Origin of the sequence: Paenibacillus sp. FSL P4-0338, from assembly GCF_038002365.1 — a bacterium.
GTDB lineage: Bacteria > Bacillota > Bacilli > Paenibacillales > Paenibacillaceae > Paenibacillus_AQ.
The window spans coordinates 4,278,926-4,292,640 of record NZ_JBBOCG010000001.1 but is presented as its reverse complement, the minus strand read 5'-3'; the positions used below and the strand labels follow the sequence as shown (position 1 = coordinate 4,292,640).

Here is a 13,715-nt window from a genome sequence, read left to right as displayed (position 1 = left end):
ACAAATTCTAGTGTACAAAGTGCAATAGCTTACGATTTTTGGCCGATTTAACGAGAATCTATTGCAGGAAATACATTTGCGGCTGCATCTTAGGCGTACCTCTCGCGTACTTTGGCCGTCCCTTTAGTGAAAGGTGTTTTTGAACGGCTGCGGAGTCGTTTCAAGAGAAGTAATGCTTCATATAACTTTTAGGAGGATAACTATGAAATATGTAATCGGTGTCGATCTTGGAACCAGCGCGGTAAAGACTGTACTGGTAGATCCTCAGGGCAAGGTAGCCTTTGAGCACTCTGAAGCGTATCCGCTCAGCAGACCCCAGCCGAACTGGAGTGAGCAGAACCCGGAGGATTGGGTGAAGGGAACCATCGCCAGTCTGAAGCGTCTGATGGAAGTATCGGGCGCTAAGCCTGGACAGATCGACGGTATCAGTTTCTCCGGCCAGATGCACGGGCTTGTGCTCGTTGACGGCGAAGGCAAAGCGCTGCGTCCGGCCATTCTCTGGAATGATACGCGTACAACTGCGGAATGCCGTAAGATTGAGAAGAAGCTTGGCAGCAAGCTGATCGATATCGCCAGAAACCGCGCGCTCGAAGGCTTCACGCTTCCGAAGATTCTGTGGGTCCAGGAGCATGAGCCGGAGGTGCTCGCGAAGGCTGAATTATTCCTGCTGCCGAAGGATTATGTGCGCTACCACCTGACAGGTGACTATGCCATGGACTACTCCGATGCAGCGGGAACCCTGCTGCTCGACGTTGGCGCGAAGCAGTGGAGTGCGGAGATTGCCGGAGCGTTCGATCTGCCGGTCTCCCTCTGTCCGAGACTGGTGGAATCCTTCGAGCAGACCGGAACCCTGCTTCCGGCAGTTGCCGAAGCCTCCGGCCTGCTGCCTACCACCAAGGTGTTCGCCGGCGGGGCAGACAATGCCTGCGGCGCACTGGGTGCAGGCATTCTGGGTGAAGGCCGGACGATGTGCAGCATCGGGACTTCCGGTGTGGTGTTGTCTTACGAGAGCAATAAGGATCTTAACCTCGAAGGCAAGGTCCATTTCTTCAACCACAGTGAGAAGGATGCCTTCTACATTATGGGCGTGACCCTGGCGGCAGGACACAGCCTGACCTGGTTCAAGGAGACCTTTGCGCAAGACAAGAGCTTCGACGAATTGCTGCAGGGAGTGAACGAAATCCCGGCTGGCAGCAGCGGTCTCTTGTTCACCCCTTACATCAGCGGGGAACGTACACCGCACCCGGATGCAAGCATCCGCGGCAGCTTCATCGGTATGGATTCCGGACATACTCTGTCCCACTTTACCCGCGCTGTGCTGGAAGGCATCACCTTCTCGCTGCGTGAATCGATTGAGATTGTGCGTGAATCCGGCAAAGAGATTACCGAGGTTGTGGCGATCGGCGGCGGGGCCAAGAATGAAGCCTGGCTGCAGATGCAGGCTGATATCTTCGGCGCTACGATCATCAAGCTGGAGAGTGAGCAAGGTCCGGCTATGGGCGCAGCTATGCTGGCAGCCTACGGTGCAGGCTGGTTCGAATCCCTGGGTGAATGTGCGGAAGCCTTCATCCGTCCGGCAGAGACCTATACCCCTAATGCAGATCAGGCGGCGCTATATGACGGGATCTTCGCTTTGTATCAGAATGTATACGGCCAGACCCGCGAGCTGAATGAGAAGCTGGCTTCTTACCGGAAATAGAATATCCGCACGGAATGACTGCCATCCTGTACAGGGTGGCAGCTTATTTTCTTTTATATAGGTTATGGTATAAGCTTGCTGTAAAGTTTGTAATACGCTCTGTGAAGGGAGGCCCCAATTGATCAAAGTACTGATTGTGGATGATGAGCCCAAGCTGAGGGAAGGGATGCGCACCTTGATTCCCTGGGAGGAAAAGGGGTATACCGTAGTGGCGACAGCGGCTAACGGTTATGAAGCGCTGGACAAATTCCGTGAGCTGAAACCTGGACTTGTGATGGCAGATATCCGCATGCCGGGAATGACCGGGCTGGAATTGATCGCTGAGCTGCGCAAGGAGAATCCGGGCTGCCATGTGCTGATTCTGAGTGGCTATGCCGATTTTGAATATGCGAAGCAGGCCATCTCCTATCATATTGACGGCTATTTACTTAAGCCGGTGGATGAGGAGGAACTGATCAGCTATCTGCAGGAGCTGCGGGAGAAGATCAGCCTGGAAGAACGGATCAACGAATGGCAGGCGCTGGAGCCGGCAAGAACCACCGAGGTGCTGGTGCGGGAGCTGCTGCAGTCGAAGGAAGGCGGAGAGCCGGCGGCCGAGTTGGGTCTTAAGGACAGCAGCTGCGAGGTGGTGCTGCTGGAATTGAAAGGGCTTAACAAGGGGGAAGATGCCCGCGAAGATGCGGTGAAGCGGCTGATGGAGCGGCATTGGCAGGAGGAGGAGCGCGGCTTCTTCTTCACCCTTCCCCCATACATGGGAATTCTGCTGAAGGAGCCGCTCCGGGATGAACGCGCCCGGGCGGCGCTCTGGCAGGAGCTGTACCAGCTAATCTCGAAGGAGGGGCTGGAGTTCGTGGCCGCAGCGGGCGGAGCAGCTGTCCGGCCGGAGGAGGCCAGTGAGTCCTTCGGGGCCGCACGCGCCCGGCTGGAGGATGCCTTCTTCGGGCAGAAGAACACACTGCTCTGCGAAATGCCGGACCTCTGGGAGGAGCCTGCACAAGCTGCGGTTGAACCGGAGGAGGAGCCGGACCCCGAGCGTGACATCGAGGTGCAGCTGCTGCTGGCAGTGGAGGCTGGAAGCAGCGGGGTGGCCAGGGAGCTAACGCTGCAGATTATCCGCCAGCTCGTGCATACCCAGCGGGACGAGACCTATATCAAGGATCAGCTGCTGCGGATTGTCAGCAGCACAATTGCCCGGCTGGAGGCGGCGAGTCCTGAGCTGCGCCCGCTGATTGCCGGACAAGCCTCGCCGATGGGCGAGGTCTACAGCAGCAGATATCTGCATGATGCAGAGCGGCTGGTGTCGGGCTATATGGAGCAGCTCTCCCGGCTGACAGGCAGCGGAAGCGGGCGCGGCGATGAGATTAAGCGGATCACGGATCTGATCCAGCGGCGGTATAAGGAGAATTTGAAGCTGGGTACACTTGCGGAGATTTTTAACTACAATAGTGCCTATTTGGGTAAAATGTTCAAGAACCAGGTGGGCGAGCACTTCAATACGTATCTGGATAAGGTGCGGATCGAGAAGGCCAAGCAGCTGCTGTCTCAGGGCATGAAGGTCTATGAGGTAGCCGAGCAGGTTGGATACATGAACTCCGATTACTTCAACGCCAAATTCCGCAAATATGTCGGCGTCTCCCCAAGCGCGTACCGCAAGGAGAACTAGACTTAAAGCACTTAACGAAAAGCAAAAAGAAGCGGAAGGGAAATTTGGAACTGCAGGTCGCGGCAAGCTTGCAGATAATCAGGTATGAGGCTTATGATATACAGGCTGTTCCCCTTCTTGCAGAAGACCGGGAGCAGCCTGTTTGTATAGAGAGGGGAGATTGATATCAAAAAGCTGGTGCGGATGGTCAATAATATGAAGCTGAAATACAAGCTGATCTTCTTTTATATCATAGTGGTGATGATTCCCGTGCTGATTGCCGGGATTATTCTGACGAATTATTTTCGGGAGGGAGCCTTGAACAGAGCGATAGATCAGGCCACCAACAACGTGGAAAAGATCAAAAGCCAGTTGTACAGCAAGCTGCGTGTCCCTACAGATATTTCGAATCTGCTCTATTTCGATGAGGATCTGGAGCGGCTGGTTAATACGCATTATCCGAGTATCCTGGAGCTGACCAAGGCTTACCTGAATTATACCGACCTCAAGGAATATGTGCTGCGGTACCGGGAAATCTCCAATATCCGCTTTTTTATCGATAATCCCACACTGGTGGACGATATGTCCATCGCGCCGGTAACGCCGGAGATCCGTACGAGAAACTGGTATACACAGGCTATGCAGAACAATCAGATCTACTGGATGTATATCCACGATAAGGACCCTTATATCAACAGCCCCAAAGGAACCATCAACAAGCTGAGCCTGGTCCGCCAGGTGCCCTACCCAGAATATAGCAAGTCAGGAATTCTGATGGTGCAGGTGAATCAGAATGAGCTGAACCAGATGCTGCACCAGGAGCCGTTCGAGACCATTATTATCGATGAGCAGGGCTATATTGTATCTGCCAAAAACCCGCAGCTGGTGGGCAGCACGGTGGATGCTTTTGACATAGGGATTGATGTGCAGGCGCAGTCCAAGGGCGTGTTCACGACCCAGGTGAAGGACAAGGATTCCTACGTCATCATCGATGAGATGATCCCTGAGCTGAGTGTCAGCAGGCTGAAGATTATCTCGGTATTTGAGACCAAAAGTATTCTGAGCGATGCCAATAAGGTGAGTCAGCTGGGCCTGTTTATCGTAATCGGGGTGCTGCTGGTTGCGCTTGTACTGGTCTATACGATCTCGCTGCTGACGAGCAATCGGCTGCTGCGGCTGAGCCGCCAGCTCAATCAAGTGGCCCTCGGGAACCTGAATGTCGTCTCTCACATTGACGGAACAGATGAGATCGGCCAGCTGTCGCGCCAGTTCAACTACATGGTAGCCAGCATCAACCAGCTGATTACCCAGGTGATAGAGAGCAATGAGAAGAACAGTACGCTGGAGATCGCGCAGCGGGAGATTAAGCTGAAGATGATGGCCAGTCAGATCCATCCGCATTTTCTGTTCAACGCCCTGGAGTCCATCCGTATGAATGCCCATCTGAGGGGAGAGAAGGAGATCGCCAATATTGTCCGGCTGCTGGGCAAGCTGATGCGCAAGAATCTGGAAGTCGGCCGGGAGAGAGCGCCTATCAAGGAAGAGATTGAGATGATCCGCTCCTATCTGGAGATTCAGAAGTTCCGGTACGAGGACAGGCTGGAATATGAGATTACCTTCGATCCCGCCGCCGCTGAGGTGATGATACCGCCGCTGATTATCCAGCCGCTGGTGGAGAATTCGGTCGTTCACGGTCTGGAGAATAAGGAAGGCACGGTGCATGTCAGCATCGCTATTACCCTCACGGAGAATCAGGAGATTCAGGTGATTGTAATGGATGACGGGATCGGGATGAAGGAAGGACGGCTGTCCGAGATTATGGAGGTCATCACCAAGGTGGAGGAAGAGGAGCAGGGCCGGATCGGGCTGCGCAATGTGCAGCAGAGACTGACTCTGTATTACGGAGCGGAGCACGGGCTGAATATCTCAAGCCGGGAAGGAGAGGGGACACGGATTACATTTTCAATCCCTAGGGACAGTGATTTGAAGGCTTAAGGGGATACAGGCGGGGAGAATGTCTAATTTCTATAGGTTTTTACGTGAAATCTGTTGGGTATTCTCGCCCCCGGCGCTGGGATAAGATAAAGCTATCAAAGCGAAGGGGGAATATTGATCGTGAAAGCGCTCACTGAAAGCGGTGTTACAGCAAATGAAAGCGTAACCCCCCGCCCACCTGCGAAACGGAATAGTGGATTTTGGAAAAGCGTACTCCAGCAAAAGTACTTATACCTGATGTCCCTTCCATTCGTAATCTGGGTATTTATATTCAGCTATGTGCCTATATGGGGATGGCTAATGGCCTTCCAGAATTATAAGCCGGTCAGGTCGTTCAGCGAACAGAAATGGGTTGGACTGGATAACTTCAGGGAGCTGTTCCAGGATGAACGCTTCTACCTTGTATTAAGAAATACACTGGCGATGAGTATGCTGGGGCTGATCTTCGGCTTCGTGGTTCCGATTCTGTTTGCGGTCTTGCTCAATGAGCTGCGCGGAAGCGTCTTCAAAAGAACGGTCCAGACGATATCTTACCTGCCCCACTTTGTATCCTGGGTGGTTGTAGGCGGAATTGTCTACAAGACGCTTGCGATTGACGGGGGGATCGTGAATGATTTGCTGCTCTGGATGAATGTGATTGATGAGCCGATCCAGTTCATGGCTAAAGGTAAATACTTCTGGGGAGTCTTAACCGCAGCGGATATTTGGAAAGAAACAGGCTGGAATGCAATTATCTATCTGGCAGCGATTACAGGCATTGATAAAGAGCTGTATGAAGCGGCGAAGGTGGATGGGGCAGGCAGAATCAAACAGATGTTCAATATTACATTGCCGGGGATTCGTACGACGATTACGGTACTCCTGATCATGTCGATTGGTCATCTGGTCGGAATCGGCTTTGAGAAGCAGTTCCAATTGCAGAACAATCTTGTTACCGATTATTCGGAAGTGTTGGATTTGTATGCGCTTAAATACGGGATACAGATTGGACGGTTCTCCTATGGTACAGCGATAAGCATGTTCACCTCGGTAGTCAGTGTCATTCTGCTGTTCACGGCTAACGGAGTGATGAAGAAATTAACGAAAGAAAGCATTATGTAAGGAGGGGATCAAATGGGCGGCAAAGCTTTTCAAATGTCTAAAGGTGAACGCATATTCGACGTGTTTCTCTACATCACTCTGGGATTAGTCATGATTGTGACCTTATATCCCTTTCTGAACGTGCTGGCGATTTCCTTCAATGAATCTACAGATACGGTCCGGGGCGGCATCTATATCTTCCCGCGGGTCTGGACTCTGGAGAATTACCAGCGGATCTTCAGCTATACCGGCCTGATTCAAGGCTTCAAAATATCGATTCTGCGTACCGTTTCAGGTACACTGCTGGGTCTGGTGAGTTCCTCTATGCTGGCGTTTACGCTCAGCCGTCCGGAATTCAGAGCGAGAAGATTCATCTCGGTTTTTCTGGCCTTGACCATGTATTTCTCTGGCGGTATGGTGCCGATGTACATTCTGATGAAGGATTTGCATCTGATCGGGACGTTCTGGATCTACATTTTGCCGGGTGCGGTTGCCGCATTTAATGTGTTCATTATCCGCTCCTTTATGGACGGACTGCCCTTTGCCCTGCAGGAATCGGCTAAGCTGGACGGGGCGAATGACTTTATGATTTTCTACAAAATCATCCTTCCGCTCTGCAAGCCGGTACTCGCAACTGTCGCGCTGTTCCTGGCTGTAGGACAATGGAATGAGTGGTTCACCACCTATCTCTACAACGGCAACAAGCCGCATCTGACTACGCTGCAGTACGAGCTGATGAAGGTCCTGTCTTCGACCAATCAGGGCAGCGGCATGGCAAATGCGAATGATATGGCCAGACAGATGGCGCAGATTTCACCGGAGTCGATCAAGATGGCGATTACCATTGTCGTAACCGTGCCGATTCTCGTGGTCTATCCGTTCCTGCAAAAGTATTTTGTCGGCGGGATGACGTTGGGTGCAGTTAAGGCATAGGCTTTAACCCAGGAGTGACAGGGGAGAAGCTGCCGGGTTCAGTGCAGGGCCGGGCAGCTAACCCGCTTAGGTAATTAATGGAAACTTATATTTATAGTAGTTTTGCAAGCGTTCACAATGGTATATTCAGGTCTCACCTGATATGCATAGAGGCAATATATTAAGATACAAGGGGGATACACAATGAACCGCAAGAGTACCAAGACCATCTTCACACTCCTGCTGATGAGCTCGATGCTGATCGCTGGTTGTGGAGGCAACGGCAATAATGCAGCCAACAATACGACTCCTAACAACACAGGAACTACACCTGATGCTACTGCCGCAGCAGATGATACGGCTCTAGATACCTCGCCAGCTACATTCACCTTCTTCGGTGCCGATGCCAGTCCGAACTGGAACAAGATGCAGGATGATGTTGGTAAAGCCATTACAGAAAAGACAGGCGTCACCCTTGAAGCTGAATTCGATGTAGGCAGCGGCGGCGGCGACCAGAAGATTGCGATGATGGCAGCCAGCGGAGACGTTCCTGATATTATTTTCGCTAAAGGTAGTCTGAGTACCCTGGTGGATGCCGGCCTGATCCTTGATATGACGGACCTCATTGATAAATATGGCCCTAACCTCAAGAAGGTCTACGGCGAGAACATGAACCGTCTGAAGTACAGCCTGGACGATCAGAGTATTTATCAGATTCCTACGAATATGGGTGTCGGCCAGAAGTCCTTCGATGCCACAGGCGGATTTGAAATCCAGCATCGTGTGCTTAAAGAGCTAGGCTATCCGAAGGTACGGACTGTAGCTGATTTTGAAAAGGTGCTGAAGGATTATGTCGCTCTGCATCCGGAAACCGATGGACAGCCTACGATTCCGCTGACGCTGAATGCCGATGACTGGAAGATTATGATCACCGTGACCAACCCGGCCTTCACTACAACCGGCGCACCGGATGACGGTGAATATTATGTGGACCCTGAGACCTTCGAAGCGAAGCTTCACTACAAACGCGCCGAAGAAAAGGAATACTTCCGCTGGCTGAACGGCATGTACAATCAAGGCCTGCTCGATAAGGATACCTTCGTACAAAAGGATGACCAGTACAAAGCGAAAGTAGCCAGCGGCCGTGTACTCGGTCTGATCTCCCAGGAATGGGAATACTCTGATGGTGAGAATGCCCTGAAGGCTGCCGGCAAAGACGAGTATACCTATGGACACTTCCCTGTAACCCTGACCGAAGAGTATAAGGATCATTCCTTCATGCAGACCGGTATCGACGGTTACGGTATCGCAATTACTACAGCAGCCAAAGATCCTGAGCGGATCATCAAATGGCTGGACTGGATGTCCTCCGATGAAGGCCAGGTCCTGAGAACCTGGGGGATTAAAGACAAGCACTATACTGTGGATGCAAACGGCAAACGTGAGGTTCTGCCTGAGATCCGTGACGGCTTAGCCAATGATACAGCGAACACTCAAAAAACAACCGGGATCGGCCAGTACCTGATCTTCGGTGCACGGTATGGCGACGGCGTGAAGGATTCAACAGACAACTATTACACCACAAGCTTCCCTGAGCAGATTGTTGCTTCGTACTCAGAAGCTGAGAAGGAATCCCTTGCCGGATATAAAGCGACTACCTGGAAGGACCTGTTCCCGAAAGAGGATGAATTCCCTGTAAAAGAAACAGGTGCCCTGTACAACCTGCCGGTTCCGACAGACGGTAAATATCAAGTCATTTTCAAAAAGACCCAGGACATCGTACGTAAACGTATCCCGGAAGCGATTCTGTCCAAACCGGCTGATTTCGATAAAGTCTATGATGCCTTCCTGGCTGAGCTGGACAAAGCCGGCGCTCAGGATATGGAAAAAGAATTCACTGAGCTGGTGAAGAAGAGAGTATCCCTGTGGACAGGCAAAAATCTGTAAATCCTAATAGGATGTAGCATGATCCAGAGTATAGCAGAAGGCAGAAAGGCCCGACTTAGGTCAGGGCCTTTTGCTGTATTCAGAACTTAGTACGAAGGGTGAGGAGAATATGGAAACTAAACAAAAGAAATCCGCGTGGAAGCTTAGATACAGCCAGCCCGCAGCCGTCTGGGAAGAGGCGCTGCCGCTGGGGAACGGGCACATGGGGGCTATGGTATTCGGCGGTACCGCCAGAGAGCTGATCTCGCTGAATGAGGATACCTTATGGTCCGGGTTCCCCCGGGATACCAATAATTATGAAGCGCTCAGGTATCTGGAGAGAACCCGGGAGCTAATCGCTGCAGGCCACTATGGCGAGGCCGAGGATATGGTGAATGCCCATATGCTGGGGGTCAACGCCCAGGCCTACATGCCGCTCGGGGACCTGATTCTTACGCAGCCGGGCGCAGAGAACTGTACGGCTTATGAAAGAGAGCTGGATTTGGATAGCGGAGTTGCCAAAGTGACCTACCAGACGGAGCAGGGCAACTTCACCCGTGAGGTGTTCATCAGCACACCGGACCAGGTCGGTGTCGTGCATCTGACAAGCGGTCAGCCGGGAGGAATTCACCTGGAGCTTGCACTGGACAGCCAATTACAGCATAGCGTTAGTCCAGCGGAGGGGAACGGGCTGGTAATGAAGGGGCGCTGCCCCTCGCATATTGCTGACAATTACCACCAGGATCATCCGCTTGCGGTGCTCTATGAGGAGGGGCTTGGAGTTGCGTTCGAGCTGCACCTGCATGTACAGGTCACCGGGGGAAGTATCGGGAATTCCGCAGGCAAGCTGGTAATCAGTGGCGCGGAGCGTGTGCTGCTGCTGCTGGCTGCCGGGACAGATTATGAGGAGGTGCGGGCCAGAGCAAGCCATAGAGCCGCAGCGCCAGCTCAGTATTCCACAGCTATGCTAAGCCCGGCGGAGCTATGCGCCAGCAGATTAAGCGCTGCGGCGGGTAAGACTTATGAGGAGCTGCGGAGAAGGAATACCGGGGATCATCAGGCGATCTTCCGCCGGGTGGATCTGGATCTCGGCGGTCACGAGGCGGAGGAGCGGCCAACCGATGTACGTCTGGCTGCCTATCAGGAGGGGGTAGAAGACCCGGCACTGGAGGCCCTGCTGTTCCAATATGGCCGCTATCTGCTGATGGGCAGCTCACGGGCCGGAACACAGGCGGCGAATCTGCAGGGGATCTGGAATCCCCATGTTCAGCCGCCATGGAACAGCAATTACACGACCAATATTAATACGCAGATGAACTATTGGCTGGCGGAGGTCTGCAATCTCAGCGAATGCCATGAACCGCTCCTTGAGCTGACTAAGGAGCTTAGTGAGACCGGAGCCAGAACGGCTGCCATCCATTATGGAGCGCGCGGCTGGGCAGCCCATCATAATGTGGATCTGTGGAAGGCTTCCACACTGTCTGGCGGAGATGCCAGCTGGGCCTTCTGGCCCATGGGCGGCGTGTGGCTATGCCGTCACCTGTGGGAGCATTACGAATTCAACCCGGATTTGGAGTATTTGGGCGAGACCGCTTATCCGCTAATGAAAGGAGCAGCCCTCTTCTGCCTGGATTGGCTGGTGGAAGGACCGGAGGGCCGGCTGGTTACCAGCCCGTCTACTTCGCCGGAGAACCGGTTTGTCACGGAGGACGGCAGGGCTTGCAGTATATCTATGGGCTCGGCCATGGATATGAGCCTCATCGCTGAGTTAATGCAGCACTGCCTGGAGGCTGCGCGTATTCTCAGCGTGGACGCTAAGTTTCAGGAGGAGCTGGAGCAGACGCTTGCCCGTCTGTCTCCGCTGAAGATCAGCAAGAGCGGACGGGTGCAGGAATGGCTCTATGACTTCGCCGAAGCAGAGCCGGGGCACCGCCATGTCTCCCACCTGTACAGCCTGTATCCGGGCAACCGGATTAACAGGCGGGACACGCCGGAGCTGCTGGAAGCCAGCCGTTTAACGCTGGAGCAGCGGGTTGCTTCCGGCGGGGGACATACCGGCTGGAGCTGTGCTTGGCTGATCAATCTCTATGCCCGGCTCGCAGACGGCGATGCGGCTTACGGCTATGTGCGCACGCTGCTAACCCGCTCCATCTACACCAACCTGTTCGATGCGCATCCGCCGTTTCAGATTGACGGTAATTTCGGTGCGGCCGCCGGAATTGCAGAAATGCTGCTGCAGAGTCATCTCGGGGAGCTTGCGCTGCTTCCCGCGCTGCCGGGAGCCTGGAAGAACGGCCGTATCAGCGGCCTGAAGGCACGCGGGGGGTATGAGGTGGACATCGAATGGCAGGCTGGGGTTCTGGTATCCGCGCGGATTACAGCCCGGTTCGATGGAACGTTGCGCCTCGGCTATACGCAAGAGCTGATGCTACAGCTTGCAGACGGCCAACGACAGGCGCTGAACGGTACGCTTGAGGTTATGGCTGGCGGGGTGTATTGGGTGGGGGTGTGAGCACCTAAGGGACAAGTGATATGCGTAATTGCACTCTGTACAACTAAATCGTCTGATGTACCGCTGAATATCCGTTTAGCTGTATTCCATACAATTAAAATGCCTCTATATCGGTGTTCTCACCTAATCGGGCAGACTTAGTTGTACAAACTACAGTTAGAAGATGAAAGACTTCCTTTTCACTGTTTTTAAATGTACAGAATGCACCTATTCCTGTGTTCACCTCTATTCTCTATGCATTATTCTTCTGCTCGCAGCGGGAGAGAACTACTTATTATGCACGGAGAGGGCAGAGCCGATATAATGGATAGTACAGGCACGAACGCCTGCCTATTCTTCAGGTTGGAGTTGTAAACAGGGGATTATTGGCATTTACTATAGAGTATACGGCTATGGCCGATGATATAGATTGCAGGAGGCGCGCGGATCATATGGGGAAGAGACAGGGATCGCTGATGAAGACGGCGGTTGGACTGATGCTTGTGTTTGCAGCTCTACCGCCTGCGACGTACTGGGGATACGAGCATGCGTATGCTGCATCGGATTCGGCGGTGGTGCAGACCACACAAGGAATGATGCAGAAGCTGGCTGGTGCAATGAGTAACCGCAGAGAGACGATCACCTTCACTTATCAGGGCAAGACCACCAAGCTGAAGAGTGAGATTCAGACGGCAATTAATCAGGCGATGGGGAGCGACCCGTATCTGTATTATATTATTGACAGCTATGCCTTCTCCTACCGTGGAAGCACGCGTGCTGTTCATGTGACGGTTCAGGTGGAATACCGGGAGACGCTGCAGCAGACGGCATATGTGAATAAGCAGGTGAAGGCTATTCTGCAGCAGATCATAACACCGGGCATGAACAATCACCAGAAGGTAAAAGCGATCCACGACTGGGTCGTGCTGAATCTGGAATATGATCACTCGCACCGCAAATATACCGCTTATGAAGGACTTCAGACTGGAAGTGCGGTCTGCCAGGGCTATACACTGCTAACCTATAAGCTGCTGCTGGGGGCGGGGATTCCGAACAGAATTGTGGAAGGGACGGCCAGGGCCGCAGACGGTGTAACCCAGTCGCATGCCTGGAATCTGGTGCTCTTGAACGGGGCATGGTATCATCTCGATACCACCTGGGATGACCCCGACCCGAGTCCGGAGGGCGGAATCAGTACACTCTATTATATGAGGACCGATGCCCAGATGCGGCTTGACCACAAGTGGACCAAGTCCTATCCGGCGGCCTCCACCAGTTATGCCCAGACCTTGACTAAGCTGGTCAATCAGGGGGGCCAGGGGGTGGAGGCATACAAGACGCTGCAGAAGGATCTGAATTACTGGCTGTACGAGGAGAATCAGGTGGTTTCGTCGGCGGAACAGCTCAAGGAGCTTGCGATGCAGGCGGCAGAGTCCGGGCAGCAATCGCTGCTGTTCCGCTATCGCGGAAGCGACAAGTTGCTGAGGCAGGATCTGCAGGTGCTCTACGGGCTGGGACTGAACAACCTGGCCTTTAACAGCTCGCCGTTCGAGAATACAGGAGATCTTAAGGTATACGTGACCTGGAAATAAAAGAGTGTCAGCTATCCGGCGAACCAGCCAGGGTGGCACTTCAGGCATTGGTCTCCAGAAATTGAATGGTCTGAAGCTTGTTTGTTGAAGGGTTGAAGCGGACCATCACGATTACGCCGAATTCCCGGCCCGCCTTGCTTCGGACCAGCAGCTTGAATTTCTCTTCCGCAAGCTTGGGCCTGATCTGGGTCCGGCCGATGTGCTTGTAATCGATGATCTCGGCGTTGTATTTCTGCTGCGTCTCCTTTACGGCGATGGTTCCCCAATGGGCATAGTCAGGTGCAGCGGAGATGGAGTTTAACGGGCTGCTCAGGATTAGGGCTAACGTCAGCAAGGCTACTGTCCATATTTTTTTCATCATGGCCTCCTTGAGCTGGA

9 protein-coding genes are annotated in these 13,715 nt (G+C 53.2%); 8 read left to right on the top strand and 1 reads right to left on the bottom strand.

Going from position 1 to position 13,715, the window contains the following annotated elements; genetic code table 11:
- Positions 1 to 202: 202 nt before the first annotated feature.
- The 8 genes from xylB to MKZ07_RS18790 all read left to right on the top strand — a co-directional run bounded on the left by xylB (position 203) and on the right by MKZ07_RS18790 (position 13,337).
- The gene (gene xylB, locus MKZ07_RS18825) at positions 203 to 1,699 is read left to right on the top strand and encodes a xylulokinase (RefSeq protein WP_036694949.1); all 1,497 of its coding nucleotides are present in this window, start codon (positions 203 to 205) and stop codon (positions 1,697 to 1,699) included.
- A gap of 118 nt (positions 1,700 to 1,817) precedes the next feature.
- Positions 1,818 to 3,362 (top strand): response regulator transcription factor, encoded by a 1,545-nt coding sequence (locus MKZ07_RS18820; RefSeq protein ID WP_036694950.1) that lies wholly within the window; start codon positions 1,818 to 1,820, stop codon positions 3,360 to 3,362.
- Positions 3,363 to 3,557: 195 nt separating this feature from the next.
- Positions 3,558 to 5,336 carry a sensor histidine kinase gene (locus MKZ07_RS18815; protein ID WP_235218425.1) on the top strand — a complete coding sequence of 593 codons (1,779 nt, stop codon included), beginning with the start codon at positions 3,558 to 3,560 and terminating at the stop codon, positions 5,334 to 5,336.
- A 114-nt stretch (positions 5,337 to 5,450) separates the two neighbouring features.
- Positions 5,451 to 6,437, top strand: coding sequence for an ABC transporter permease (locus tag MKZ07_RS18810; RefSeq protein WP_372238090.1), 987 nt, complete (start codon positions 5,451 to 5,453; stop codon positions 6,435 to 6,437).
- A gap of 12 nt (positions 6,438 to 6,449) precedes the next feature.
- Positions 6,450 to 7,349 carry a carbohydrate ABC transporter permease gene (locus MKZ07_RS18805; protein ID WP_036694953.1) on the top strand — a complete coding sequence of 300 codons (900 nt, stop codon included), beginning with the start codon at positions 6,450 to 6,452 and terminating at the stop codon, positions 7,347 to 7,349.
- Between the two features lie 183 nt (positions 7,350 to 7,532).
- On the top strand, positions 7,533 to 9,275 hold the full coding sequence (locus MKZ07_RS18800) for an ABC transporter substrate-binding protein (RefSeq protein WP_036694954.1): 1,743 nt from the start codon (positions 7,533 to 7,535) through the stop codon (positions 9,273 to 9,275).
- Between the two features lie 109 nt (positions 9,276 to 9,384).
- Positions 9,385 to 11,766, top strand: coding sequence for a glycoside hydrolase family 95 protein (locus tag MKZ07_RS18795; protein ID WP_341027113.1), 2,382 nt, complete (start codon positions 9,385 to 9,387; stop codon positions 11,764 to 11,766).
- 431 nt (positions 11,767 to 12,197) lie between these two features.
- Positions 12,198 to 13,337, top strand: a complete 1,140-nt coding sequence (locus MKZ07_RS18790) for a transglutaminase domain-containing protein (protein WP_076159761.1) — start codon at positions 12,198 to 12,200, stop codon at positions 13,335 to 13,337.
- A 40-nt stretch (positions 13,338 to 13,377) separates the two neighbouring features.
- Here MKZ07_RS18790 and MKZ07_RS18785 read toward each other — a convergent pair whose 3' ends face one another.
- Entirely contained in the window at positions 13,378 to 13,698 is a 321-nt protein-coding gene (locus tag MKZ07_RS18785) for a DUF3889 domain-containing protein (RefSeq protein WP_235218426.1), read from the bottom strand.
- Positions 13,699 to 13,715 lie beyond the last annotated feature (17 nt).

Coding starts and splice junctions, on each gene's coding strand:
- xylB (WP_036694949.1), top strand. CDS start 203: ATGAAATATGTAATCGGTGTCGATCTTGGAACCAGCGCGGTAAAGACT.
- MKZ07_RS18815 (WP_235218425.1), top strand. CDS start 3,558: ATGAAGCTGAAATACAAGCTGATCTTCTTTTATATCATAGTGGTGATG.
- MKZ07_RS18805 (WP_036694953.1), top strand. CDS start 6,450: ATGGGCGGCAAAGCTTTTCAAATGTCTAAAGGTGAACGCATATTCGAC.
- MKZ07_RS18800 (WP_036694954.1), top strand. CDS start 7,533: ATGAACCGCAAGAGTACCAAGACCATCTTCACACTCCTGCTGATGAGC.
- MKZ07_RS18795 (WP_341027113.1), top strand. CDS start 9,385: ATGGAAACTAAACAAAAGAAATCCGCGTGGAAGCTTAGATACAGCCAG.
- MKZ07_RS18790 (WP_076159761.1), top strand. CDS start 12,198: ATGGGGAAGAGACAGGGATCGCTGATGAAGACGGCGGTTGGACTGATG.
- MKZ07_RS18785 (WP_235218426.1), bottom strand. CDS start 13,698: ATGATGAAAAAAATATGGACAGTAGCCTTGCTGACGTTAGCCCTAATC.